This is a genomic window from Streptomyces sp. 4N509B (assembly GCF_052245655.1).
Lineage (GTDB): Bacteria > Actinomycetota > Actinomycetes > Streptomycetales > Streptomycetaceae > Streptomyces.
This window is the reverse complement of sequence record NZ_JBQQBZ010000017.1, coordinates 1-24,480: the sequence shown is the minus strand read 5'-3', so window position 1 is coordinate 24,480 and position 24,480 is coordinate 1. Positions and strand designations below refer to the sequence as shown.

At 74.1% G+C, this 24,480-nt stretch carries 20 protein-coding genes, 1 tRNA gene and 1 pseudogene; 12 read left to right on the top strand and 10 right to left on the bottom strand.

Annotation, left to right across the window (positions count from 1 at the left end; translation table 11 throughout):
* Nucleotides 1-280: 280 nt before the first annotated feature.
* Genes ACTWP5_RS17145 through ACTWP5_RS17130 form a run of 4 tightly spaced genes read right to left on the bottom strand, consistent with a single transcriptional unit; the run spans nucleotide 281 to nucleotide 5,224 of the window.
* Nucleotides 281-1,327, bottom strand: a complete 1,047-nt coding sequence (locus ACTWP5_RS17145) for a DUF5914 domain-containing protein (RefSeq protein WP_443221841.1) — start codon at nucleotides 1,325-1,327, stop codon at nucleotides 281-283.
* On the bottom strand, nucleotides 1,324-2,352 hold the full coding sequence (locus tag ACTWP5_RS17140) for a phytoene/squalene synthase family protein (protein WP_443221840.1): 1,029 nt from the start codon (nucleotides 2,350-2,352) through the stop codon (nucleotides 1,324-1,326). The genes ACTWP5_RS17145 and ACTWP5_RS17140 overlap by 4 nt, the downstream gene beginning before the upstream one ends.
* The gene (gene crtI, locus ACTWP5_RS17135; protein WP_443221839.1) at nucleotides 2,349-3,890 is read right to left on the bottom strand and encodes a phytoene desaturase family protein; all 1,542 of its coding nucleotides are present in this window, start codon (nucleotides 3,888-3,890) and stop codon (nucleotides 2,349-2,351) included. The genes ACTWP5_RS17140 and crtI overlap by 4 nt, the downstream gene beginning before the upstream one ends.
* The gene (locus ACTWP5_RS17130; protein WP_443221838.1) at nucleotides 3,887-5,224 is read right to left on the bottom strand and encodes a polyprenyl synthetase family protein; all 1,338 of its coding nucleotides are present in this window, start codon (nucleotides 5,222-5,224) and stop codon (nucleotides 3,887-3,889) included. The genes crtI and ACTWP5_RS17130 overlap by 4 nt, the downstream gene beginning before the upstream one ends.
* 297 nt (nucleotides 5,225-5,521) lie before the next feature.
* Between ACTWP5_RS17130 and ACTWP5_RS17125 the strand changes: the two genes are divergently transcribed.
* The 10 genes from ACTWP5_RS17125 to ACTWP5_RS17080 all read left to right on the top strand — a co-directional run bounded on the left by ACTWP5_RS17125 (nucleotide 5,522) and on the right by ACTWP5_RS17080 (nucleotide 17,507).
* Complete coding sequence (locus ACTWP5_RS17125; RefSeq protein ID WP_443221837.1) at nucleotides 5,522-6,733, top strand: lycopene cyclase family protein; 1,212 nt, start codon at nucleotides 5,522-5,524, stop codon at nucleotides 6,731-6,733.
* Nucleotides 6,730-8,328 carry an FAD-dependent oxidoreductase gene (locus tag ACTWP5_RS17120; protein ID WP_443221836.1) on the top strand — a complete coding sequence of 533 codons (1,599 nt, stop codon included), beginning with the start codon at nucleotides 6,730-6,732 and terminating at the stop codon, nucleotides 8,326-8,328. The genes ACTWP5_RS17125 and ACTWP5_RS17120 overlap by 4 nt, the downstream gene beginning before the upstream one ends.
* A 238-nt stretch (nucleotides 8,329-8,566) precedes the next feature.
* Nucleotides 8,567-9,853: an extracellular solute-binding protein gene (locus tag ACTWP5_RS17115; RefSeq protein ID WP_443221835.1), complete on the top strand. Its 1,287-nt coding sequence runs from the start codon at nucleotides 8,567-8,569 to the stop codon at nucleotides 9,851-9,853.
* 3 nt (nucleotides 9,854-9,856) lie between these two features.
* Nucleotides 9,857-10,834 (top strand): carbohydrate ABC transporter permease, encoded by a 978-nt coding sequence (locus ACTWP5_RS17110; protein ID WP_443221834.1) that lies wholly within the window; start codon nucleotides 9,857-9,859, stop codon nucleotides 10,832-10,834.
* A 65-nt stretch (nucleotides 10,835-10,899) separates the two neighbouring features.
* Entirely contained in the window at nucleotides 10,900-11,709 is an 810-nt protein-coding gene (locus tag ACTWP5_RS17105) for a carbohydrate ABC transporter permease (RefSeq protein WP_443221833.1), read from the top strand.
* Nucleotides 11,710-12,336: 627 nt separating this feature from the next.
* Nucleotides 12,337-12,993, top strand: coding sequence for an N-acetylmuramoyl-L-alanine amidase (locus ACTWP5_RS17100; protein ID WP_443221832.1), 657 nt, complete (start codon nucleotides 12,337-12,339; stop codon nucleotides 12,991-12,993).
* Between the two features lie 590 nt (nucleotides 12,994-13,583).
* Nucleotides 13,584-13,739, top strand: a complete 156-nt coding sequence (locus tag ACTWP5_RS17095; RefSeq protein ID WP_443221831.1) for a hypothetical protein — start codon at nucleotides 13,584-13,586, stop codon at nucleotides 13,737-13,739.
* Between the two features lie 9 nt (nucleotides 13,740-13,748).
* Complete coding sequence (locus ACTWP5_RS17090) at nucleotides 13,749-14,528, top strand: bestrophin-like domain (RefSeq protein ID WP_443221830.1); 780 nt, start codon at nucleotides 13,749-13,751, stop codon at nucleotides 14,526-14,528.
* Nucleotides 14,529-14,583: 55 nt separating this feature from the next.
* Complete coding sequence (locus ACTWP5_RS17085; RefSeq protein ID WP_443221829.1) at nucleotides 14,584-16,134, top strand: AMP-binding protein; 1,551 nt, start codon at nucleotides 14,584-14,586, stop codon at nucleotides 16,132-16,134.
* Nucleotides 16,135-16,184: 50 nt separating this feature from the next.
* Nucleotides 16,185-17,507: a carboxyl transferase domain-containing protein gene (locus ACTWP5_RS17080; protein WP_443221931.1), complete on the top strand. Its 1,323-nt coding sequence runs from the start codon at nucleotides 16,185-16,187 to the stop codon at nucleotides 17,505-17,507.
* Nucleotides 17,508-17,571: 64 nt separating this feature from the next.
* Here ACTWP5_RS17080 and ACTWP5_RS17075 read toward each other — a convergent pair whose 3' ends face one another.
* Entirely contained in the window at nucleotides 17,572-18,540 is a 969-nt protein-coding gene (locus tag ACTWP5_RS17075; RefSeq protein WP_443221828.1) for an acetylxylan esterase, read from the bottom strand.
* Between the two features lie 128 nt (nucleotides 18,541-18,668).
* Between ACTWP5_RS17075 and ACTWP5_RS17070 the strand changes: the two genes are divergently transcribed.
* Nucleotides 18,669-20,159, top strand: a complete 1,491-nt coding sequence (locus ACTWP5_RS17070) for a lipase maturation factor family protein (RefSeq protein ID WP_443221827.1) — start codon at nucleotides 18,669-18,671, stop codon at nucleotides 20,157-20,159.
* Nucleotides 20,160-20,231: 72 nt separating this feature from the next.
* Nucleotides 20,232-20,308, top strand: a tRNA-Pro gene (locus ACTWP5_RS17065).
* A gap of 372 nt (nucleotides 20,309-20,680) precedes the next feature.
* Here the strand turns inward: ACTWP5_RS17065 and ACTWP5_RS17060 are convergent.
* The 5 genes and pseudogenes from ACTWP5_RS17060 to ACTWP5_RS17040 form a co-directional block, all read right to left on the bottom strand.
* Nucleotides 20,681-21,802 carry a tyrosine-type recombinase/integrase gene (locus ACTWP5_RS17060; protein WP_443221826.1) on the bottom strand — a complete coding sequence of 374 codons (1,122 nt, stop codon included), beginning with the start codon at nucleotides 21,800-21,802 and terminating at the stop codon, nucleotides 20,681-20,683.
* Nucleotides 21,803-22,095: 293 nt separating this feature from the next.
* Complete coding sequence (locus ACTWP5_RS17055) at nucleotides 22,096-22,320, bottom strand: helix-turn-helix domain-containing protein (RefSeq protein WP_443221930.1); 225 nt, start codon at nucleotides 22,318-22,320, stop codon at nucleotides 22,096-22,098.
* 209 nt (nucleotides 22,321-22,529) lie between these two features.
* The gene (locus ACTWP5_RS17050) at nucleotides 22,530-23,474 is read right to left on the bottom strand and encodes a TRM11 family SAM-dependent methyltransferase (protein WP_443221825.1); all 945 of its coding nucleotides are present in this window, start codon (nucleotides 23,472-23,474) and stop codon (nucleotides 22,530-22,532) included.
* 65 nt (nucleotides 23,475-23,539) lie between these two features.
* On the bottom strand, nucleotides 23,540-24,085 hold the full coding sequence (locus ACTWP5_RS17045; RefSeq protein WP_443221824.1) for a hypothetical protein: 546 nt from the start codon (nucleotides 24,083-24,085) through the stop codon (nucleotides 23,540-23,542).
* A gap of 283 nt (nucleotides 24,086-24,368) precedes the next feature.
* Nucleotides 24,369-24,480, bottom strand: a pseudogene (locus ACTWP5_RS17040) (IS5/IS1182 family transposase); the annotation flags it as partial.

Genomic DNA, 24,480 nt, shown 5'->3' with positions numbered 1-24,480 from the left:
TCTTCGGCGGCGCGCTGCGCGGCCTGCCGATGCCCCAACCCGTCCTCGGCGGCGTCATCCCCTTCTACCGGCAGGACGTCTTCGACGCCAACGGCCGGACGCCGCCCGCCAGCGCGGAGCAGGTGAAGACGAACGCCCGGCCGCAGCCGGCACCACGTCGTCTACACGATCGGGAAGGCCTCCCACGGGGATCGGGTCTACTTCATGTGCAGCGACGTGACGCACGCCGCACGCCGCACGCACGCGCACGTGCGAGGGCCCTGCGCCGCCTCGCCTCCCGTCACCCCGGGAGGCGCCCGGTGGAGCGCAGAGCCCATCGCCGTTCGGCGTACGCCAGGTCGTCGCGCCACAGGCGGCCGGCGGCGTACCGGATCACGGGGCGCAGCAGCGCAGCGGCCCGGCGGGCCGCGGCGAAGCCGGGGCGGCGTGAGGTGGCGACGACGGCCTCCACCACGGCGGTGCGTGGCCTGCCCAGGGCGTCGCGCCCGAGCGGTGTCGCGTGGGTCTCCACCACGGAGCCCTCCCCCTCGCCGTCGGTGATCCGCATGACGACGGTGCGCGGCCCGGGGGCGGTGAACTCCGCGCGCACGGGGACGACCAGGCGGCCGCCGATCCTGAAGGAGACGTCGACCGCGAGGGCGTCCCGCGCGGCGTGCGGTCCTGGCACGGCCACGACCGTGAGGTCGACGAAGGCGTAGGGGTGGAACCAGGCCCCGTGCCAGGGATCCAGGCGGTTGGCGACCACGTCCTCCGGCTCGCACACGCCGACCCCGGTGTACACGGCCGACAGCGCCTCGCCCCGCGCCGGTCGGGCCGGCACCGCCGGCCGGTCGGTGGGCTCCTCGCCACCGGCCTCGTCCAGCCGCACCCACAGCAGCACGCCGTCGTCGTGGGCGGGCAGCGGCTCCCAGCCGGCGAAGGGAGCGCCGTCCAGGGCGAGTCCGTGCCAGTGGCACACCAGGGTGCCGCAGCGGACCGGGCTGTCGCGCAGGGGGGCGCCCAGGTGGGGGCAGGCGCCGGGCCCGGCGACGACGCGGCCCGTCGCGTCCCGCCACGCCACGATCTCCCGGTGCGCGACGGTCCGGGCCAGGGGCCGGTCGGCGCGCAGGTCACGCGACGCGCCGAGAACGAACCAGTTGCCGCTGGGACGGGCCTGTGCCCGTTTGAGGGCCTCGGCGATGAGCGCCGGCCGGGCCTCGCGCCAGGTGGGCCGCTGACGTTCCCAGGCGGCGGGAGCGCGGCGCAGGCGCAGCGGGAGCCGCCCGCGTCGGGGCGGAGGGTCCTGCGGGGGACGGGGCGGAGGATGGGGCGGGAGAGCGGCTGTCACGCGGCCTCCTTCGACCGGAGGGGCGGGGGCGGTGGCGCGGCCGGCGCGGCGGCGGTCGCGCGACGGGGGGCGAGATGGCCGGCGAGGCGGGCCGCGGCCACCCGCAGCAGGCCGTCGGCGGCGAGGAGCGCGCGGCGCCGGCGGGGCACGACGGCGCGGCGGCGCAGGGACCAGCCGCCGGCGGCGACGGCGTCGAGGATGCCGCCGTACAGCACGAACGCCGTGCGGACACACGGCCGGGCCAGCGGGTCGAGCATCGGAACGCCGGGCGCCGCACGCCGGTAGGCGGCGCGCGTGAGGGCCTCGAACGCGCGCAGTGCGGCGGTCACCCGGCGGTCGCTGCGGCCGGTGCGCCGGCAGTGGCGCAGCAGCGCGCGGTCGACGCCGTGGGCGTCGAGGAGGTCGCGGGGGACGTAGACGCGGCCGCGGTCGAGGTCCTCCCCCACGTCCCGCAGGAAGTTGGTGAGTTGGAAGGCGATCCCCAGCTCGGCCGCGTAGGGGGCCGCCTCCGCGCGGGGCACCACGGTCCCGAGGACGGGGAGCGTCTGGAGGCCGATCACCGCGGCGGAGCCGTGCATGTAGGCGCGCAGGTCCGCGTAGCGGGGGTACGCGGTGACCGTCAGGTCGCTGCGCATGGAGGCCAGGAAGTCGGCGAAGTGGCGGTGGTCGATGGCGTAGCGGCGGCTGGTGTGCGCGAGGGCGACGACGACCGGCGCGACGTCGGCTCCGCCGGCCAGGCCCCGGGCGAGGTCGGCGTCGAGCCGGTCCAGGGCGGCGGCCCGCCGCGCCGGGACGCCCGCTCCCGGGGCGCCGCCCTGCGCGACGCCCGGCGCGTCGACGATGTCGTCGGCCCAGCGGGCGAAGCCGTAGAGGGCGTGCACGGCGGGGCGCCGGTCGGCGGGCAGCAGGCGGGTGGCGAGGAAGTAGGTGCGGCCGTGTCGGGCGTTCAGCGCGCGGCAGTAAGTGTAGGCGGCGCGCAGGCGGGGGTCGGTGATGCCGGCGGCGTCCAGTTCGCGGGAGGTCACGGCCGTGCCCCCTGCGCCATGGGGCGTGCGGGCGTGCCCACTGTGGCGCGCGGGCGCGGCCGGCCGGTGACGCGGGCGGCGGCGAGCCGTCCCGACAGCAGCACGGGGGGCACGCCGACGCCGGGAGTGGTGCCGCAGCCGGCGAGGACGGCGTTGACGGTGCCGCGCACGAGGTTGCGGGGGCGGAACGGGCCGGTCTGGGCGAAGGTGTGCGCGGCCGAGAACGGGGTGCCCGCGGCGTGTCCTTGCGCGGTCCAGTCGGCGGGGGTCACCAGGCACTCCTCCTCGATGGCCGCGGCGATGCCCGTGAGGCCCCGGCGGTCGAGTTCGCGCAGCAGGCTGTCGCGGTAGCGGGGGGCGAGGCCGTGCCAGTCGGCGGCGTCGGGTCCGATGTCGGTGTTGGGGCAGGGCGCGAGGACGTAGTGCAGGTGTCGGCCCGGCGGGGCGAGCGTGGGGTCGGTGGCGGTGGGGCGGGTGACCAGCAGGGAGGGGTCGCTCATCAGCTCGCCGGTGCGGGTCAGTTCGCGGAAGGTGCGCCGCCAGGCCCGCCCGAAGGAGAGGGTGTGGTGCGCCAGCTCGGGCCAGGTGCGGTCGCAGCCGGCGTGCAGGACGACGGCGGACGGGGCGTGTCGGAGCCGCAGCGGGCGGCGCGGTGCGCGGCCGAGCAGGCGGTAGGTCACCGGAAGGTCGGGGGTGAGGACGACGGCGTCGCAGGGGATCCGCTCCGCCTCGGTGACCACGGCGGTGACGCGCTCGCCGAGGCGTTCGAGGCGGGTGACCCGCTGCCCGTAGTGGAACGTCGCCCCGGCGCGCTCGGCGGCGTCGGCCATGGCCCGCGGCAGGGCGTGCATGCCGCCGCGGGGGAAGTACACGCCGGCGACGGTGTCCATGTACGCGATCACCGCGTAGGCGGCGAGGGCCCGTTCGGGCGACACGCCGGCGTACAGGGCCTGGAAGGAGAAGACGCGGCGCAGGCGCTCGTCACGCAGGTGCCGGGCGACGCGTGCCTCCCAGCGGCCGAGGCCGCCGAGGGCCGCGAGGCGCGCCAGGTCCGGGGTGAGCAGGGAGAACGGCGAGTCGAAGTCGGCGTCGAGGAAGCGGCCCGCCTCGACCCGGTACAGCCGCCGCAGCCAGCGGCGCAGGCCGCGGTACCCGGCCGCGTCGGCGGGGCCGGAGAACCGTTCGATCTCCGCCTCCATCGCCTCCGCGTCGGTGTGCACGTCGAGGGCGTCGCCGTCGGCGAAGCGGGCCCGGTACGCGGGGCGCAGCGCGACGAGGTCGACGCGGTCGCGCAGCGCCTCGCCGACCGCGGCGAACGCCTCGTCGGCGATCTCCGGCATGGTGAGGACGGTGGGCCCGGTGTCGATCAGGTAGCCGCCGCGCGTGAGGCGTCCGGCGCGCCCGCCGGGCCGGGCGTCGCGCTCGACGACGGTGACCCGGCGGCCCGCGCCGAGCAGGTGCAGGGCGGCGGCCAGGCCCGCCAGGCCCGCGCCCACGACCACCACGTGGTCGGTGGGGCCCGGGATCGTTCGGGTCACCGACGCGCCTCCGTTCCCGCGAGGGTCGGGGCGGCGGCGCGGGGCCCGACGCCGGGTTCGGGCGCCCGGTCGGGCGTGCCGGTGGCCTCGGCCAGCAGGCTGCCGAGGCGGGCCCGGGCGCGCGGCTCCAGCGCCGCCTCGTGAAGGCGGTGCCGGCAGCGGCCGGCGAGCCGGACGATCTTCTTCTCCACCAGCGCGCGGGCCCCGGTGGCGACGAGGACGTCCCGCACCTCGTCCAGGGCGCCGTCGGGGAGGTCCGCGCGGCCGTTCGCGCGGTCCAGCACGCCGAGCGCCGCCGTGTCGCCGGCGGCCGAGGCGAGGGCGCGGGCGGTGGCCATCAGGTAGGTGGGTTTGCCCTCGCGGACGTCTCCGCCGGAGGGCTTGCCGGTGACGCGGGGGTCGGCGAAGACGTCGTCGAGGTCGTCCCGGAGCTGGAAGGCGAGCCCCGCGCAGCGTCCGGCGCGGCGCAGCGCGCGGGTGGTGGCCGCGTCCGCGCCGGCGAGGACCGCGCCGAGCAGGAGCGGCCGCTCCACGGTGTACAGGGCGCTCTTGAGGCAGGCGGCGCGGAGCGCGCGGGCCGGGGTGGGGGCGGCGACGGCCTGTTCCCGAACGTCGAGGTACTGGCCCGCCACCATCTCGGTGCGCAGGGCTCGCCACACCTCGGCCAGCCGGCGTGTGGTCCCGGGCGGGAGGCCCGCGTCCAGCGCGAGGTCGGTCAGGACGTCGTCGGCCCAGGCCAGGGCGAGGTCGCCGGCGAGCACGGCGGCCGACGCGCCGAGCCGGCGTGCGGCGGGGGGCGGTGCCGCGGGCCGGTCCGACCCGGTCCCGGACCCGGCGGTGACGGGTGCCCCGGGCGTCGCGTGCGCGGGCGCGGCGGCGTCGTACTGCCGGGCCACGGCGGCGTGCAGCGCGGGGCGGCCGCGGCGGGTGGGCGCCTGGTCCATCAGGTCGTCGTGGACCAGGGCACAGGTCTGGATCAGTTCGAGCGCGGCCGCCACCCGCAGGCCCGCGCGGACCTGGGTCGTGTCCGCCCCGCCACAGGCCCGCAGGGACCACCACACGAGCCGGGGCCGGATGCGCCGCCCACCGCGCCGGGTGAAGCGGTCCACCCGCTCGGCGATGTCGCGGGCGAACACCGCGTCGAGTTCCCGGCAGGCCGCGAGGCGTTCGGCGAGCACGGTCCCGATCTCCCGGTCGACGGCGCCCGACACGTCGTCGTCCACGAGGCGGGCGTCGTTCGCGTCGTGGTCCGGCCGGGCCGGCGGCACGGGCCCGGCGGGCGGACGGTGCGGCTGCTCCGCGGTGAGGCGGGGAATCGTCTGGGGGGAACGCATCACGGATCCTCTCGGCAGTGGGGGAAGCCGGGCGGGCCCGTGCTTCGTACGTCCTCCGCGGGGCGGTCCTCCGCGGATCGCGGGTCGCGGTTCGTCGGTCGGTTCCTCAGAGACACACTCGGTGTTCGACGCCCCCTCAGAACGCATTCCGCGCGGGACGCCCCACCGGATGCACCGTTCGGTGGACGTGCCCGCTGTGTCGGCACCCGTCCGCGCGACACGCGCCGGGGGCCGCGCCGCCGCGGCCGGCCGGCCGGGAGACTGGCCGCGACAGCAGTCCGGAGGGAGCCGCCCGTCGTGGAACTGGAGTCGGACGTCGCCGTGGTGGGCGCGGGGGCCGCCGGCCTGTCGCTGTGCCTGCGGCTGGCCCGGCCGCCGGCGGGCGCGCGCCGGGTGACGGCGCTGCTGCTGGCGGCACCGCCCGGCCCGTCCCGCGCCGCACGCCGGACGTGGTGTTACTGGGAGGCGGGTGCGGGGCCCTACGACGCGGCGCTGACGGCCTCCTGGCAGCGGCTGCGGGTGCGGTCCGGCGACGGCCGGGCGGTGGACGCCGCCATCGCGCCGCTGCGCTACAAGATGCTGCGCTCCGACGCCTTCGAGGCGCTCGCCGGCCCGGTGCTCGCCGGGAGTCCGTGGGTGCGGCGCGTCGAGGCCGTCGTCGAGCGGGTCGAGTCGGTGCCGGTCGGCGCCCTGGTGCACGGCCGCCTGGCCGACGGCGGCCCGGTGACCGTGCGCGCCCGCTGGGTCTTCGACTCCCGGCCGCCCGAGCGGCTGCCGCCGGCCCGCACGACGCTGCTCCAGCACTTCCGTGGCTGGTTCGTCCGCACCCGCCGGCCGGTGTTCGACCCCGACACCGTGGAGCTGATGGACTTCCGCACGCCCCAGCCGGCGCACGGGCTGTCGTTCGGCTACGTGCTGCCGACCAGCGCGCACGAGGCGCTCGTGGAGTACACCGAGTTCTCCCGCCACGTGCTCGGCCGGGACGCCTACGACCGCGCGCTGCGGCACTACACCACCCGGATCCTGGCGGCCGGCGAGCACGGGATCACCGCGTGCGAACAGGGCGTCATCCCGATGACGGACGCGGACTTCCCCCGGCGGACCGGCGCGTCCGTCTTCCGGATCGGGGCCGCGGCCGGGGCCACCCGTCCCGCGACGGGGTACGCCTTCAGCGCCATGCAGCGGCAGACCCGCGCCGTGGCCGCCGCGCTCCACGCCGGGCGCCGCCCGCTGCCGCCGCGCGGCCATCCCGCCCGCGCCCGGCTGATGGACGCCGTGCTGCTGCACGCCCTCGACCGCGGCCGGGTGGACGGCCCGGCGTTCTTCACCCGCCTGTTCGCCCGCGTTCCCGCGCCCCGCCTGCTGCGCTTCCTCGACGGCCGCGCCAGCCTGCCGGAGGACCTGTCCGTCGGCCTGCGGGTGCCCGTCGGCGCGATGCTCGGCTCCGCGCTGGCGCTGCCGTTCGTGCCGCGTCGGCCGCCCGCGGGCCCGGACGGGGGCGGGCGATGACCGGCCCGCGCCGTCCGCCCGCCCCCGGCGCGAGCGCCGCCGCCCTCGGGGCCCGGCCCGGCCGGGACCGGCGGGCCCGACTGCTGCCGGCCACGCCCGGCGCCGAACGGGCCGAGGGGCCCGACGCGCCGACCGTGGCCGTCGTCGGCGGCGGTATCGCCGGGCTGACCGCCGCCACCGCGCTGGCCGAGCGGGGCGTCCAGGTCACGCTGTACGAACGCGAGGCCCACCTCGGCGGGCGGCTGGCCGGGTGGCCCACACGGCTGGCCGACGGCACCACGGTGACGATGAGCCGCGGCTTCCACGCGTTCTTCCGCCAGTACTACAACCTGCGCGCACTCCTGCGCCGCACCGACCCGGCACTGGCCCGCCTGACGGGCCTGCCCGACTACCCGCTGCGGCACGGCGGCGGCCGGCGGGACAGCTTCCGGCGGGTGCCGCGCACGCCGCCGTGGAGCGCGGTCGGGTTCGTGGCGCTGAGCCCGTCGTTCTCGCTGCGTGACCTGGGGCGGATGAACGCGCGGGCGGCGCTGCCGCTGCTCGACGTGCGGGTGCCGGAGGTGTACGAGCGGCTCGACCACGTCAGCGCGCACGACCTCCTTGAGTCGATCCGCTTCCCCACGGCGGCCCGACACCTGGCGTTCGAGGTGTTCTCCCGCAGCTTCTTCGCCGATCCCCGGCGGCTGTCGGCCGCCGAGATGGCGCTGATGTTCCACGTCTACTTCCTCGGCTCGGCCGAGGGCCTGCTGTTCGACGTGCCCCGTGAGCCGTTCCCGCGGGCCCTGTGGGACCCGCTCGCCGGACGCCTGCGCCGGCTCGGCACGCGGCTGCGCACCGGGGACCCGGTGGAGGCGGTCGCGGTGCTGCCCTCGGGCGACTTCACCGTGGCCTCGACGGGCGGCGAGGAGCGGTACGACGCGGTGGTGCTCGCCCTGGACCCGGCCGGCCTGCGGGCGCTCGTGGCCCGCTGCGGCTCGCTCGGCGACGGGGCGTGGCGTGAGAGCGTGGCGCGGCTGCGCACCGCCCCGCCCTTCCTCGTCTCCCGCCTGTGGCTGGACGCTCCCGTGCGGGCGGACCGGCCCGGCTTCCTCGGCACGAGCGGTCACGGGGCCCTGGACAACGTCAGCGTGCTCAGTGGCTGGGAGGGCGAGGCGGCTCGCTGGGCCGCCCGCACCGGCGGCTCGGTGGTGGAACTGCACGCCTACGCCCTGCCCGCCGACGCCGACCCGGCGCGCACGCGGCGGGAGGTGCTGGACGAGCTGCGCCGCGTCTACCCCGAGACGGCGCGGGCGCGCGTCGTCGACGAGCGGCACGAGTGGCGGGAGGACTGTCCGCTCTTCCCGGTCGGGGGGTACGCCGACCGGCCGACGGTCGACACGCCCACGCCCTCGCTGGTCGTGGCGGGCGACGCGGTCCGCACCGGCCTGCCGGTGGCGTTGATGGAGCGGGCGGCCACCAGCGGCTTCCTGGCCGCCAACGCCCTGCTGCGCCGGTGGGGTCTACGGGGCCACCCGCTGTGGACGGTGCCCGTCCGGGGCCGCGGGGCGGCCCTGCGGTGGGCGGCGCGTGCCGCGACCGCCCGTCGAGAGTCCTGATCCCCTCCTCGCTCCGGACCTCGGGGACGACGTTCCCCGCCGGTGAGGGGGCTCATCGGCGGCCCCGTCTCCCCTGGTACGGCGGTGTTGACGTCTCGACACGCAGCGGGACCCGTGAGGAAGAACGTTTCGTGGAGCGAAAGTCGTCGTCACCCCGATCTTGACCTCGCCATGGGCACATCATACCGTTCCGAGCACATTAACGATCGAAGCTTTTCCCGAAAAAGACAGGGCTCCGATGATCACGAGGAAGACCCTCGCCGGGCTCCGCGGCGCGGCGGCCGCGCTGACCCTCGCCCTCGCCGCTTCCGTCGCCGGATGCTCGAACGCCACCCGCCCGGAGAGCGGGGACGGCAGCTCGTTCGAGTTCTGGTCCTTCACTGGGATCAACCAGGAAGCGCAGGTTCTGGAGTTCGAGCGGGAGCACCCGGAGATTGACGTGAAGCTGTCGGAGGTCGGCAGCACGGTGGAGACGGCACAGGCGCTGACGATCGCGCTCGCCGGGGGACGGGTTCCCGACCTGGTGCTCATCCAGGGCGACGATATGCCCCGGTTCGTGGACCAGCCGCAGAACTTCCGCGACCTGCGGGACTTCGGAGCCGGCGCGATCAGCGGCGACTACCTGGACTGGGTGATGAGCCAGGCCGTCGCCGAGGACGGCGAGATCATCGGCGTGCCGACCGACGTCGGGGGCATGGCGATCGCCTACCGAACCGACCTCTTCGCCGAGGCGGGGCTCCCGACGGACCGCGAGGAGGTCGGCGCGCTGTGGCCGACCTGGGAGGAGTTCATCGCCACCGGCGAGCGCTACACGGCCTCCACCGGGCGACCCTTCGTCGACAACGCCGCGACCAGCGTGTTCTACCAGGCGGTGAACCAGGTCTCGCGGAAGTACTACGACGACGACGGCGAGCTCGTGTACTCCTCCAACCCGGAGGTGCGCGAGGCCTTCGACCTGGCTCTGGCGGCCGTCGACGCGGGCATCACCGCCCGGCAGAGCACGTTCACCGAGGGCTGGAGCGCCGCGATGAAACGGGGCGACTACGCGGTGGTCGCCGCCCCCTCGTGGATGCTCAACAGCATCCGCACCAACGCGCCCGACACCGCCGGCAACTGGGACATCGCCACGATCCCCGGCGGGGCGGGGAACTGGGGCGGCAGCTACCTGGCGATCCCGGCCGGCGCCGCCAACCCCGAGGCGGCCTGGGAGTACATCCGACAGATGCAGTCCCCCGAGGGCCAGCTCCAGCACTTCAGTGAGACCGGCGCGCTGCCGACGACCCCCTCGGTCTACGGCGACGAGGTGCTTGCCTCACACACCGACCCGTTCTTCTCCGACGCCCCCGTCGGGCGCATCTACACCGAGTCGCTGCTGGGGATCTCCCCCTTCCACATCGGGCCCGACAGCGCGCCGATCGGCCAGGAGTTCCTCAACGCGCTCACCGACGTCGAACAGGGCGGCGCCGATCCCGAGCAGGCGTGGGACAAGGCGCTGGACAACATCTACACCGCCATAGGGGAGTGACCCGTGACCAGTACAGGGCTTGACCCGGCGGCGGACTCCCGCATCCCGACGCCATCGAAGCCACCGAAGCGCCAGGGCGTGTCGCGGATACGCCAGGGGATCGCCGAACGGATCGCTCCCTACGCCTACGTCGCGCCGTTCTTCCTCATCTTCGCCGTGTTCGGCCTCTTCCCCCTGCTGTTCACCTTCTACGTGGCCCTGTTCGACTGGAACCCCATCGGCGACCACACCTACGTCGGCTTCGACAACTTCACACGTCTGTGGGAGGACGGACGCTTCTGGAACGCCGCGGGCAACACCCTCAGCATCTGGCTGCTGTCCACCGTCCCCCAGCTGGTGCTGGCCCTGATCCTCGCGCACGCGCTCAACCACGCGAGGCTGCGCTTCGCGGCGTTCTTCCGCATGACGATGCTGGTGCCGTACATCACCTCGGTGGCCGCGACCACGATCGTCTTCGCCCAGATGTTCGACCGGGACTACGGCCTGCTGAACTGGCTGCTCGGACTGGTGGGCATCGGCCCGATCAACTTCGTCCAGTCCGTCCCCGGCAGTCACCTGATGATCGCCGTGATGGTCACCTGGCGGTGGTTCGGCTACACCACGCTGCTCTACCTCGCCTCGCTCCAGGCGGTCCCGCGCGAGACCTACGAGGCGGCGGCCGTGGACGGCGCCGGCGGCGTCAAGCAGTTCTGGCACGTCACCCTGCCCTCCCTGCGACCCGTCATCATCTTCACCGTCGTGACGTCGACGATCTACGGCCTACAGATCTTCACCGAGCCCCTGCTCGTCTCCCGCGCGGCGCCCCTGACCTGTGGTCCGGCCCGCGAGTGCCAGACCCTCACCCTCTTCCTGTACGAACAGGGCTTCGGAGTCTTCGAGTTCGGCTACGCGGCGGCGATCGGCGTGGCGCTGTTCGTCATGATCGTCATCCTGGCGCTGGTCAACTTCCTGGCATCCACCCGTATCCGCTCGGAGCGATGATGACCGCGACGACACGCCCCCGTCCCTCCCGTCCCTCTCGACCCGCCCACCGTCCCGTCGACCGGGTGCGCTGGTGGACCTACGTCCTGCTCGTGCTCGGGTCGGTGATCTGCCTCTTCCCCGTGTACTGGATGTTCGTCGTGGCCTCGACCGACACGGCGACCGCCACCGAGATGCCGCCCGAGATCGTGCCGGGGGGCAACTTCGCCCACCTGACCGACCTGGTCTTCACCACCGTCCCGTTCTTCCGGTCGCTGGTCAACAGCGTGGTCGTGGCCGGCGTCGTCGGCGTGGGGCACGCGGTGCTGTGCTCCCTGGCGGGCTTCGCCTTCGCCAAGCTGACCTTCCGGGGCCGCGACGCGCTGTTCGTGGTCGTCGTGCTCACCATGACGGTGCCGACGCAGCTGGCGATCATCCCGCAGTTCCTGATCGCCGCCGAGCTGGGCTGGGTGGACACCCTCCAGGCCCTCATCGTGCCGGGCCTGGCCAGCGCCTTCGGGATCTTCTGGATGCGGCAGCACCTGGCCTCCGTCCTCACGGACGAGCTGATGCACGCGGCGAGGATCGACGGCGCGAACAGCTGGCAGATCTTCTGGCGCATCGCCTTCCCTATCGTCCGTCCCGCCGCCTACGTCATCGGGCTCTTCGGGTACGTCACGATGTGGAACGACTTCCTGTGGCCGTTCGTCGTGCTCAAGTCCCCGGAGAACTACACCGTCCAGATCGCCATCAAGGCCCTCCAGAACAGCTACGACATCGACCTGGGACTGGCCATGGCGGGCTCCTTCCTGGCCACCCTGCCGTTGCTCGTGCTCTTCGTCTTCGTGGGGCGCCGCCTGGTGAGCGGGATCATGGAGGGCGCCTTCAAGGGGTGAGGCGCGTCCCCGACGACGCGTTCCACGGCCGTCGGGCCGAACGTCACGCGACCTCGCGTCCGGCTCGGCGGCTCAAGGATCCCGGGAAACGGCGGCAACCTTTCGGGGCCTCGGCGGAAACACAGGAACAGACGGCACGTCGCGCGACGGCGTCGAGGAGCCCGGGGCCCGTTCCGCCCGAGCGCGCCCCGTGCCGTCCCACGCTCCCGTCACCACCGTTCCGGCCGGGAGGAACGCCGACGCTGCGCACCTCCAGGTCATTGATTTCGGTGAACTAATCGAAAGAAAAACCTCGCAGCCTCGGCGCGGCCTGGGCGTCCGCCTGTCATCCCTCACCTCCCCCCTGCTTTCCGACACCCACCACGAGAAGGAGCCGCTGCCCGGCAGCGCCCGGGCCGTCCCCCATCTCCGTCCGCCCCCGAGGGGCGGGCTCCTCGTGAGGGCTTCACCCGTGTGGGGGACACTCCCGAGGACGCCTCGGGGAGGCCCGGGAGGCCGCGCCCACTGACGGGCCGGCCCGCGCAAGCGTCGATTCCCGGTCACGAAGCGGTGAGCTCCTGTCAGATCTGCTCAGAATCACACCCGTTGATCCTTGGCACAGGGGCGCCGGGACGTCAGCATGGGTCCATGCCGCGACCACCCACCCGTCTGCTCCGTCCCTCCCGTCGCATCGTGTTGCGCAGCGGCGCCGCGCTCCTGACGTCGGCCGCCACCGCCGTCGGCTCCGCCGCGGAGGACGACGGTGGCGGCGACGACGAACGGAGCCTCGGCCGCACGCTCACCGCCGAGGGATCGGACACGGACTTCCCCGGCGCGCTGTGGGCCCCGTCGGATCCCCACAACTACACCGCGGCGCGGCGGCCCGCCGAACACCCGGTGGAGTTCGTCGTCATCCACGTGGCTCAGACGACGTTCGAGGGCACCATCGGGGTCTTCCAGAACCCCGACAGCGAGGTCTCCGCGCACTACGTGGTGGCCTCCGAGGACGGCCGCGTCGCGCAGTGCCTGCGGGAGACCGACATCGGCTGGCACGCCGGGAACTGGGACTACAACACCCGCAGCGTCGGCATCGAGCACGAGGGCTGGGTCGAGGACGCGGCGTGGTTCACCGACGTGATGTACCGTCGCTCGGCCGAGCTCACCGCCCACATCTGTGACGTCCACGGCATTCCGAGGACGCGGGAGCACGTCATCGGCCACAACGAGGTGCCCGGCGCGACCCACACCGACCCCGGGCCGCTGTGGGACTGGGACCGGTACATGGAGCTGGTCGTCAGCGCATAAGCGCGATATTCATCAGATCAGGGGGATTACTCCGTCCGAGCCCTCTGTGAGGGCTCCGGCGGCGCCATGATCGCCCCGTGAAGAGGAGTCAACAGGCGGGACGCGCCGGCCTGGCGTGCGCCGCGCTGGCGGTGGCCGCCCTCGCTGGCCCTGCCGGGGACGGAGCTGCGGCGGTCCGCCAGGACGCGTGCGCGGGGGGAGCGTGTGAGGCGCCGAGCGCGCCTCCGCCCTCTCTGCCGCCGTTCCCGCCCTTCCCGCCCTTCCCGCCGCCGGACTGCCCGCCGACGCCGACACCACCGCCCGTTCCCACGCCCCCGCCCCCGCCGACGCCACCGGAGCCCACCCCGTCAGCGTCGCCGTCGCCGTCACCGTCTCCGTCTCCGGGCCCGACCGGCGCCCCGGCACCGCCCCCCGAGCCCCCGGCACCGCCTCCGCCACCGCAGGCCACGCCCGCTCCTCCCCCGCCGTCCCCGCCACCGCCCGCGGAAGCCGCTCCGGAGCCGTCCCCCGAACCGCCTCCCGAGCCGTCACCGACCCAGGCGCCGGGTCCCACTCCCCCGCCCACCACGCCCGTCTCGCTGGCCGCGGCGTTGGACCCGCCCGTCGACGACGAGCCGCCGGACCAGGACACGCCGCTCGTCACCCATGCCCTGCTGATCACCGCGCCCGCCGTGCTGGCCGCCGCCGCGCTGCGCCCCCGGTCCGGCTCGCGGTCGCAGCACCCCTCCCGTTCCACCTCGTCGTAGGAGGCCCGCGTGTCCCAGTGGCTCGCACTGATCGCCGTCATCGTCGCGACCTGCGCCGTCGTGATCCTCATAGCGGTGCTGCGGCAGCGCCGCGCCGGCGATGACGACGACCCCTCGGAGACGCCCGACGTCATCGAGTACATGACGATGATGCTCGGCGTGGTGTACGCCATGGTCGTGGGCCTCGCGATCGCCGGGGTCTGGGAGGAGCGCAGCGCCGCCGAGGAGTGGGTGCAGCGCGAGGCGTTGGCGCTCTACGAGGTGAGCCAGCGCGCCGAGGTCCTGCCGCCCGAGGCCCGCGACGACGTCCAGGGCCGCATCGACGACTATCTCGGCCACGCCACCGCCGCCGAGTGGACGCACATGGTCGACCACGGCGAACTCACCGACCGGGGCACCGCGTTGCTCGGCGAGCTGCGCGACACCGTGACGAGCCGTGAGCCGGAGACCGTGCGGGAGGTCGAGTCGTACCAGGCGATGGTCGACAAGGTGGCCGCCGCGGAGGAGGCGCGGATCGCCCGGGGCGAGAGCGCGGGACCGACGATGCCGCGGCTGGTGTGGATCGGGCTCGTCACCGGCGCGGCCGTGGTGATCGGCATGGTCTTCGCCCTCCAGATCCAGCGCTCGTCACGGGAGTTGGTGCTCGCCGGTCTGTTCAGCGGCCTGATCGCCTTCCTCCTCTACCTGATCTGGTACTTCGACGACCCCTACGCCCGCAGTCTCGACGGCGCCGTCGAGGCGTTCACCGGGCTGTTCCCGCAGCTCGTGGCCGGGTCCGGGCCCGGCTAGCGGCACGCCAGAGGCAGCACGCGACGTGGAGCGACAGGGCCGTAGCATGAGGCAGATGAGCCCACTGTTTCCGGCGCTGGCGGGCGACGCGCCCGGCGGCGGCAGGCCCGCGCTGCACTTCGGTGACCAGACCCTCGGCTACGAACGGCTCGCGGCGGAGGCCCGCGCTCTGGCCGACCGGCTGCTCGACCACCAGGAGGGGCGTCGACCCGCGTCGGAACGGGTCGCGGTGTGGGCCACCCCGAGTCTGGACACCGCCGTCGCGACGGTCGGGGCGCTGCTGGCCGGCGTCCCCGCGGTGCCGGTCAATCCCAGGAGCGGGGAGCGCGAGGTGGCGCACATCGTCTCCGACAGCTCCCCCGCCCTGGTGCTGGCCGCGCCGGACGAGGAGCTTCCCGGCGCGCTGGCGGCCCTGCCCCGGCTCGCGCCCCGCCCGGCGGGCGACGGCGGGGACGCCGACCCACCGCACGGGCCCGGCCCCGCGAGCACCGCGCGCGGGGCGGGCGGAGCTTCGGGCGCGGCCGGGCCGGAACCCGACCCGGAACGGCCGGCGTTGGTCATCTACACCTCCGGCACCACCGGTCCGCCCAAGGGCGTGGTGATCTCCCGCCGCGCCGTCGCCGCCACGCTCGACGCGCTCGCCGACGCCTGGCAGTGGACCGCCGAGGACGTGGTCGTCCACGCGCTGCCCCTCTTCCACGTCCACGGCCTGGTCCTCGGTGTGCTGGGCCCGCTGCGGCGTGGCGGCACCGCCCGGCACCTGGGCAGGTTCTCGCCCGAAGCCGTGGCGAAGGCGCTCGGCGAGGACGGCACCGTGCTGTTCGGCGTGCCCACCATGTACCACCGCCTCGCCGGCGCCGCCTCGACGGACGCCGCCGTCGCCGCGGCGTTGGCCGGTGCCCGGCTGCTGGTATCCGGTTCGGCGCCGCTGCCGCTTCCCGACCACGAACGGCTGACGGCGGCCACGGGTCGGCAGGTCATCGAGCGGTACGGCATGACGGAGACGCTGATGAACACCGCCGTCCGGGCGGACGACGTCGGCGCACGCCCCGGCACGGTCGGTGTGCCGCTGCCGGGCGTCGAGCTGCGGTTGGTCGACGAGGCGGGCGCCGAGCTCACCACCGACGACGGGGAGACCATCGGCGAGATCCAGGTGCGCGGCCCGAACCTCTTCACCGAGTACCTCGGCCGCCCCGACGCCACGGCCGAGGCGTTCGACGGGGAGCCCGCGGCGGGCGGCTGGTTCCGCACCGGCGACATGGCCACCCGCGACGGCGACGGCCGGTACCGCATCGTGGGTCGCCGGTCGACCGACCTCATCAAGAGCGGCGGGTACAAGATCGGCGCGGGCGAGATCGAGAACGCCCTCCTGGCGCATCCCGCGGTCGCGGAGGCGGCGGTGACCGCCGAGCCCGACCCGGACCTCGGCGAACGCGTGATCGCGTGGGTCGTGCCGCGCGAGGCGTCCGCCCCACCGGCCGCCGAGGAGCTCGTCGCGCACGTCACGCGGCTGCTCGCCGCGCACAAGCGTCCCCGCGAGGTCCGCTTCCGCCCGGCGCTGCCCCGCAACGACCTGGGGAAGATCCTCAAGCGGGAGCTGCGGTGACGGCTTCGCCGCCCGGCCCCTCCACACCCGCCGAACCGTCGGGGCCCGCCGTGCCCGCGGCCGGCACGGCCCGTGACCTGATCGCGCTTCTCGCCGAGGGCTTCACCGAGCTGCCGCACCGCCCGCCCGCCGACCACACGGCGCCGGACGGACCGATCGGCTGGCGCGGCTACGACGCGGCCCGCGCCCGCGCCCGGGAGCAGTCGGGCGAGTCGGAGGCGGTGGTGTGCGGCGTCGCCGACGTCGGCGGCACCGAGGCGGTGCTCGTCGTCTTCGAGTTCGGCTTCCTGGGCGGGTCCATCGGTGAGGCCACCGGCGACCGCATCGCGACCGCGTTCACGACCGCGCGGGACCTGTCCCTGCCGGTGGTGTCGGTGATCGCCAGCGGCGGCTCGCGACTCCAGGAGGGCATGTACGCGTTGACGCAGCTCCAGCGCATCGCCCGCCAGCAGGTGCGGCTGCGAACGGCCGGCCTCGCGCACCTGGCGGTGCTGGCCGGCCCGGTGACCGGCGGCGGCTGGGCGACGCTCGGCGCGGGCGCGGACGTGCGGCTGGCGTTGCCGGGCGCACAGGTCGGTTTCGCGGGCGCGCGGGTCAGGCCGCCGGACGCGGACCCGGCCGCGTACACGGCGGAGGCGAAGCTCGCCGCCGGCCTGGTGGACCGCATCGTGCCCCGCGACCAGCTGCGGCAGGCCGTGGCCCGGTGGCTCGCGCTGCTGACCACGCCGGCCCTGGAGCCCGCCCCGCCGCCGCGCGCGCTCGGCACCGCGCCGGGCCTGCCCGCGACGGGTTGGGACGCGGTGCGCCGGGCCCGGACGGCACGACGGCCGCGCGCCGAGGCGTACCTCGACGCGTACTTCACCCTGCGCGAGCCCCTGGCCAGCACCGATCCGGGGCTGCTGTGCGGCTTCGGGCAGCGCGCCGGTCGGACCATCGCCTACGTGGCGCAGCGGGGCACCCCCACCCAGCCGGCCGGGTTCCGTGCGGCGACGCGGCTGCTGCGGCTCGCCGACCGGCTGTCGGTACCGGTGCTGACGCTCGTGGACACGCCGGGGGCCGCGGCGGACGCGGCGGCCGAACGGGAGGGCGTCGGCGTGGCGATCGCCGAGACCATCAGCGCCGTCGCCGCCGCGCGCGTTCCCGTGACGACCCTGCTCGTCGGGGAGGGCGGGTCGGGCGGCGCGGTGGCGCTCACCGCCGCCGGGCGCACCTGGGTGACGCCCGACAGCTACTACTCGGTGGTGGCCCCCGAGCGGGCCCTCGCCCTGCTCCGACGCGGGCCCGAGCAACTGCGCGAGACGGCGGACCAGCTGCGGCTGCGCCCGCAGGACCTCGTCGACCTCGGCCTCGCCCGTGGCGTCGTGACCCCCTGACGGCCGGGGTGTCCGGCCGTCAGGGAGTCGGCGCGTCGGGGCGTCGGCGCGTCGGGGCTGGCGTCTACAGCCCGCGCTCGGCGAGCCAGCGCAGCTGCTCCCGTGGCTGCGAGCCCCTGCCACCGCCGTGGTCGCCGTAGTGCCACACGGTGATGTCCTTCGGCGCGGCGTAGCGGTTGTACGCCGCGAACACCGTGGACGGCGGGCAGACGGGGTCCATCAGCGCCACGCTGAAGAGCGCGGGGGCGGTGGCCCGGGGAGCGAAGTGGACGCCGTCGAAGTAGTCGAGCGTGGCGAAGACGGTGGCGGGGTCGACGCGCTGGTGCACCCCGAGGTACCAGGCGAGCTCGGGGTAGGGGCCGTCGGAGGCGATCTCGCTGGCCCGCCGGTAGTGGCACAGGAACGGCACGTCGACGAGGGCCGCGGCCACCGCGTCACCGGCCAGTCCCGCGGTGGCCAGCGCCAGGCCGCCGCCCTGGCTGCCGCCGGAGACCACGACCCGGGCGGGGTCCACGGCCGGGTGCTCGCGCAGCACCTCCACGGCGCGCACGCAGTCGGTCATCAGCCGCCGGTAGTAGTAGTGCTCCGGGTCGGTGACACCCCGGGTCATGAAGCCGCCGACGTAGTGCGGGCTGGGCACCGGGTCGGGGTCGGGGGTGTCGTGTCCCTGGCCCCGGCTGTCCACCACGAGATGCGCGTAGCCGGCCGCGCTCCACAGCAGGTGCTCGTGGTAGAGGCCGCGGCCGCCGCTGTAGCCGATGTAGGTGACGACGGCGGGCAGTGGGCCCGTCGCGCCGCGCGGCAGCAGCAGCCACGCGGCGACGGGCTGGCCGCCCCAGCCCGGGAAGCGGACGTCGAAGACGTCGACCGTGGTGAGCGGGGAGTCGGCGACCGGCTCGTAGCTGGCGGGTCCCGGGGCGGCGGCGCGCGCCGCGTCGAGGGTCTTGGCCCAGAAGTCGTCGAAGTCCTCGGGCTCGGGGATGTCGGGGCGGTAGCTCCGCAGCTCGTCCAGCGATATGTCGGTCAGTGGCATGGAGGACGCCCCTTTGCGTGTCACGTGTCCTGTGCGGCACTGTGTGGTTCTGTGTAGATGTTCGCCGCGCAGAAGCTATGCCGCCGTGGCTTCCACGGTCAACGCCTCCGGGTGGTACGGATGGACCCGTGGACTGGATCGCGCATCCCGACGCCTGGCTGAGCCGGCTCGTCCTGCAACGCGGCCTGGCCGTCGTCTACGTCCTGGCGTTCTGGGCGGCGGCGCGCGAGTTCCGTGTGCTGGCCGGCGAGCACGGCCTCACCCCGGCGCGGGCGTTCCTGCGCCGCGTCCCGTTCCGGCGGGCACCGAGCCTCTTCCAGCTGCGCTACTCGGACCGGCTGCTGACCGCCGTCGCCTGGTTCGGTGCGGCGCTCGCGGCGGCGGTGGCGGCCGGTCTGGTCGACGCCCTCCCCCTGTGGGCCTCGCCGCTGCCCTGGCTGGTGCTGTGGCTGCTGTACCTGTCGATCGTGAACGTCGGACAGGGCTGGTACGGGTACGGCTGGGAGTCGCTGCTGCTGGAGGCCGGCTTCCTGGCGATGTTCCTCGGCAACGACGACATCGCGCCACCAACCGTCGGCCTCTACCTGGCGGTGTGGCTGGTCTTCCGCGTCGAGCTCGGGGCCGGGCTGATCAAGTGGCGCTGCGACAGCTGCTGGCGGAAGCTGACCTGCCTGTACTACCACCACGAGACCCAGCCCATGCCAGGCCCGCTGAGCTGGTACTTCCACCACCTGCCGCGTCCGCTGCACCGGGTGGAGGTGGTGGCCAGCCACGTCGCCCAGTCGCTCGCGCCGTTCGCCCTGCTCGCGCCGCAGCCGGTGGCGAGCTGGGGGGCGGCAGTGGTGATCGTCACGCAGCTGTGGCTGGTGGCCTCGGGGAACTTCTCGTGGCTGAACTGGCTGACGATCCTGCTGGCCGTCGCGGCGGTCGACGGGGCTCTCGCCGCCCGCCACCTGCCGCTGCTGCCCGACCCGCCGCGCGACCAGCCGGACGCCCCCGCGTGGTTCACGGCGCTGGTGCTGGCCGCCGCCGTCCTCGTCGCCGTGCTCAGCTACTGGCCGGTGCGGAACATGCTCTCCCGCGCCCAGCAGATGAACCGCTCCTACAACCCCTTCCACCTGGTCGGCACCTACGGCGCCTTCGGCACGGTCACCCGGGTCCGGCACGAGGTCGTGCTGGAGGGCACCGCGGACCGGGAGCCGGGCCCGGAGAGCCGGTGGGAGGCGTACGAGTTCCACGGAAAGCCCGGCGACCCACGCAGGCGACCGCGCCAGTTCGCGCCGTTCCACCTCCGCCTCGACTGGCAGATGTGGTTCGCCGGCCTGGCGCCGCAGGCCCCGCAGCCGTGGATGCGGCAGCTGGCACTGCGGCTGCTCCGAGCCGACGGGCCCACGCTGCGTCTCCTGCGCGTCAACCCCTTCCCCGACGCGCCACCCGCCCAGGTGCGCGCCCGCGTCTACCGTTACCGCTTCACCACCTGGCGTGAACGCCGCGCCACGGGCGCCTGGTGGCACCGCACCCTGGTCGGCGAGCACCTTCCCCCGCGCTCTCTCGACCCTGACCACGAGCACGGCCACAGCCGCGGCCTCGGGCGGGAGGCGGAGGGCGCGGAGGGCTGAGCGAGCGGGTCTCCGTATGAGGTATGGTTCTGGTGCGCGGTGATCAGGGCGAAAGCACCGAGTCACCGGCGCCGGGACGTGGCGCAGCTTGGTAGCGCACCTGACTGGGGGTCAGGGGGTCGTGGGTTCAAATCCCGCCGTCCCGACCAGCGTCTTCGCAGGTCACAGGCCGTTTCCGCCGTTGGCGGGGGCGGCCTTTCGCGTGCCCGTTCGCTCCCATGGGAGCGAAAGCTGGGAGCCCTCGCGCTCCCACCGTGCTCCCACGCTCCCAGGACGTCAACCGGGGTGGTCAGGTGTGTCACCCCATCTGATGGTTGTGGGCGCCGGTTCGTGGACGCTGGGGGTGGTTGTCAACCGTTGTCCGCCGTATTCACACGGTCGGGACGTGGTCTTTCGCCGGCAAGTGGCCCGGTGATGGCACCTGACGTGGGCCGTCGGGGGCCGTCGGGGACATGGCAGCGACCCGGCGCGGGGTGCGCGCCGGGCCGCTTGTGGCGTGGGGGGTGTGGGGGGTGTGGGGGTTAGGTGGTGAGGGCGAGGGGGTCGGCGGGGTTGGTGTCGTTGGCGGCGGTCAGGGATCGCTGCCAGCGGTTTTCCAGTCCGGCCAGGAGCCGGGTGTCGATGCTGGCGGCGACGTGGCTGTAGGTCTCGTCCATCCGGTTCTGCAGCGTGTGACCGAGCCGGCGGGCCTGTGCCACGTCGGGGTTGCCGTCCTCGATCAGCCAGGTCTTGTGCGAGTGGCGCAGCCCGTGGAACGTCAGCCGCTCATCCACCGGTGTCCAGTACCTGCCATCGATCGTCCCGCCCCGAGTGGCGGGTGCCCATACCCGACGCTGGAATCCTGACCGGCGCAGCAGTGCCCCGCGCAGGGTGGTGAAGACGAAGTCCCGGCGGTGCGCGCTGAGGTCTGCGGTGAGCAGGGCGGTGAGGAAGGGGGGAAGGGTCACGGTGCGGACGCTGGCGCGGGTTTTGGGGTGCCCCAGCGACAGGGCTCCGTTCACTTCGTGGAGGGCTCCGTTGTGGGTGATGTGGACCAGGCCGCGTTCGAGGTCGACGTTGTCGCGTTGCAGGCCGGCGAGTTCTCCCCAGCGCATGCCGGTGTAAGCCGCAGTGATGACCAGCAGGCAGTGGTTGCGGCAGGAGACGCGCAGGATACGACGGGCGATGGTCAGGAGTTGATGTTCGTCGATCCAGGGCCGTTCGCGATGCGGCTGGAGGCGTCCTCTGCCGCGGTGTTCGGACCGTACCGGGGTGCGGTCGATCAGACGGTTGTCGACGGCGTCGGCCAGGATCATGCCCAGCAGTTTCCGGATGCTTTTGACGGTGGTCTGGGCGTAGCTGTCGCGGAGTTTCTTCAGCCAGATCTCGATTCCCGCCGGGGTCAGCGCGGTCAGCGGTGTAGCGCCCCACTGCGGCAGGATGTGGCGGGTGAGCAGGGTGCGGTAGAACGCCTCGGTGTTGGCGCCGACATCGATCGTCTGCCACCACGTTTCCGCCCACTGGGCCACCGTCACACCCACCTCGGCAGCGGGCGCGGTGGCGGCCGTCGGCGACGGCCGGGACGTCTGCGCCGCCAGCGCCCGCGCGTCCGGGCTGGGAAGAACGGGCGGTGCAGGCGACAGACCCGGCCCGACCAGTACCATCGCCGCAGCCGCCGTTTGGGGCGGCGGCGGTGGCGCTGCCGAGGGGGTCAGGGGCGTGGGGGGTGTGTCCATCTGTTCGGCGTAGGCGCGGGCCGCTTCGCGGGTCGGGAACCCGGGCACGCTTCCGGTCACTCCGGGGCTGCGCCAGTAACGTACCCGCCAACTACGGCCATGCCGTTCTACCCAGGCCATTCGCGCATCTCTCCCTTTCACGCTTTCGCGCTCTCTTTCGTGGTGATCAGTGACGCCGCCGGGAAATGGACGGCGTTATGGGAGCAATGGACGCTCGGGTGCTATCCGGAGCGGAATCCCCCGTCCGGGTCGTGCGATGCCGAATTCTTTCCGGAATCGCTGGGACGGCGAGATCCGTGACGGATCAGCTCAGTGAGATCATCGGGCGAAAACCGCACATGCCGCCCGATCCGCGTGTGGGGAATTTCCCCCTGAGCTGCTTTCTTCCGCAGCCAGGAAGGAGGAATCCGCAGACGAGCAGCCGCTTGGTCGGCCGTGAACAACACCGGTGACGACACCGGATCGGAAGAACACGCGAGGCCAGCTACAGCCGTCGACCTCTCGCGCCGCGGCGGGCGGGCCGCAACGTTCTCAGCCTCCACCCCATCGTCCGCCTTCTCGTGTGCTTCTGGTCCCGGCTGCGTCAACGGGGGACGGACCAACCCCCCGCCCTGGCCCACCGGTTGTTGCGCTCGCCCGCGCCACGACCGCGCCGTCACCGCCCCACTCCCCCACCCTGCTGACGAACACACCCACGCACCCGCGTCAGGCACGGACCCGACCGCCTCGGCCGACGGCAGGAACTGGCAGGCGTCCCGACCTCAGTACCGGGCTTGCGGAAGATCAGGACGTCTTCGTGGGCGATGAGGTGGAGCGGCAGGCCCTGGCGGCGGGCGTCGCGGGTGTTCTTCAACTGGAAGAAGGAGGGGCGGAGGACGAGCCGGTCGTCGCGGATGCCGGCCAGAAGCGCGGCACAGCGTTCGACCGGGAGCAGGCCGGCGTGGCGTCCGGCGGCGATGACGGCGGTGGGCAGGTCGACGAGTTCGCCGCGTTCGCGCCAGGGGCGAGCGGTGATGACGACGATGCCGCCAGGGCGCAGGACACGGGCGCTGTGGGCGAGGATCCGCGCGAGGCCGGCGAGGAGGTGGTCGGTGGTGGCGTAGGCAAGGTTCCTGGGGTCACGGCCGTAGCGCCAGTTCCACTTCGTGACACCGGGGGCGCCGGTCTCGGTGGTAGCGCGGACCCGGCCATGAGCGGACGAGCCGTACGGGGGTGAGGTGATCACGAGGGCGGCCTGCCCCAGGTAGCCGGGGTCGATGAGGTCGGCGAGCTGACGGGCGTCGCCACGGACGACCTCGGCAAGGCCGCGTCGAGTGTGGGCGATGGCGTGCTGGGCGTTGGCGTGGGCCAACTCCGCCCAGCGGGGCTCGTACTCGACGCCGAGGGCGTTGCGGCCGAGGTAGAGGGCTTCGACGAGGGTGGTGCCGATGCCGCACATGGGGTCCAGGACGAGGTCGCCGGGCTGGGTGTAGCGGCGGATGGCGTGGGCGGCGATGCCCGGGAGCATCTTGGCGGGGTGGGCGGCGCTGCCGGGCAGGTAACGGCCCAGGCGTTGCAGGCGGGCGGTGGTGGGGGCGGTGTTCCACACCGAGTACGGCACGAGACCTCCAAGTCAGCGGTAGCGGAAGTAGGCGAAGGGCTGGGGGCGAGGGGTTGGGAGGGCGGTCAGGCGGGAGTGAAGAGCAGCAAGTCGCTGTGAACCGGCCGGTGGCGCCACGGGCCCGAGGGTTCCGCCGGGGCGTCGGCGGTGGGGTGGAGGCGGCCGCCGCTGGCCGTCGCGTGAACGAGAAGGATGTGCTGGCGGTAGACGAACCCGGCCGAGCGCGCGAGCGCGATGAGCCGGCCGCACGGGTCGAGGAGCTCGCCGTCCTCCCCATGGGCCTGGCGACAGGCGACCAGCAGGAAGCTGTCGCGGTGCAGCCGGCGGTAGGCGCGGTGGAAGAAGCGCGCCGGGCCGTCATCCGTTCGCCTGGTCGCGTCGCCGATCAGGTGCAGTGCGCGCGTCGCGTCGGGGTGCAGTTCGGCCAGCAGCACCGACGGCCCAGACACCGGGGGCGGGCTGGTGTCGAGGGACGCGTAGAGTGCGTGGGCCTGGGAGTCCGTGCCCTCGCCCGTGTCTGGAATCGGGATGTGGATGAGCGGAGCGGGCGTGTTGTGGCCGGGGCGGCGGGTGAACTCGGCCTTGATACGACGCAGCGCCCAACCGGGCACAACAGCGTCGTCGGCGCCGGACGCCGCGATGGGTGACGTGGGGGTGGGGGTGGGCTCGGCTGTGGAAGGCGCGAGCCAGATCGTTGAGGGAAGCGCGATGTTCGCCTCAGCGCGACGGGTGGATGGGACGCGGTTCATGGGTAAGGCGCGCGACCAAGGGTTCCTGGTGCGACTCGTGCTGACACCGTCTATAGAGAAATCGCAGCCCGCCAGGTTCAGAAAGTAGCCGAATCTCCTCCGGACGGAGTAGCGGGACGATGAAGCCACAGAGCCTTTTCCAACCTCAGGCTGCGGGCCTCAGGTGAAGTGCGAGGACGGCTTTGACCAGGTTGGTTATGCGGGGCGTGCTGCATCGCAGCTTCCGCAGGAGCCGCCAGGACTTCAACGTGGCGACG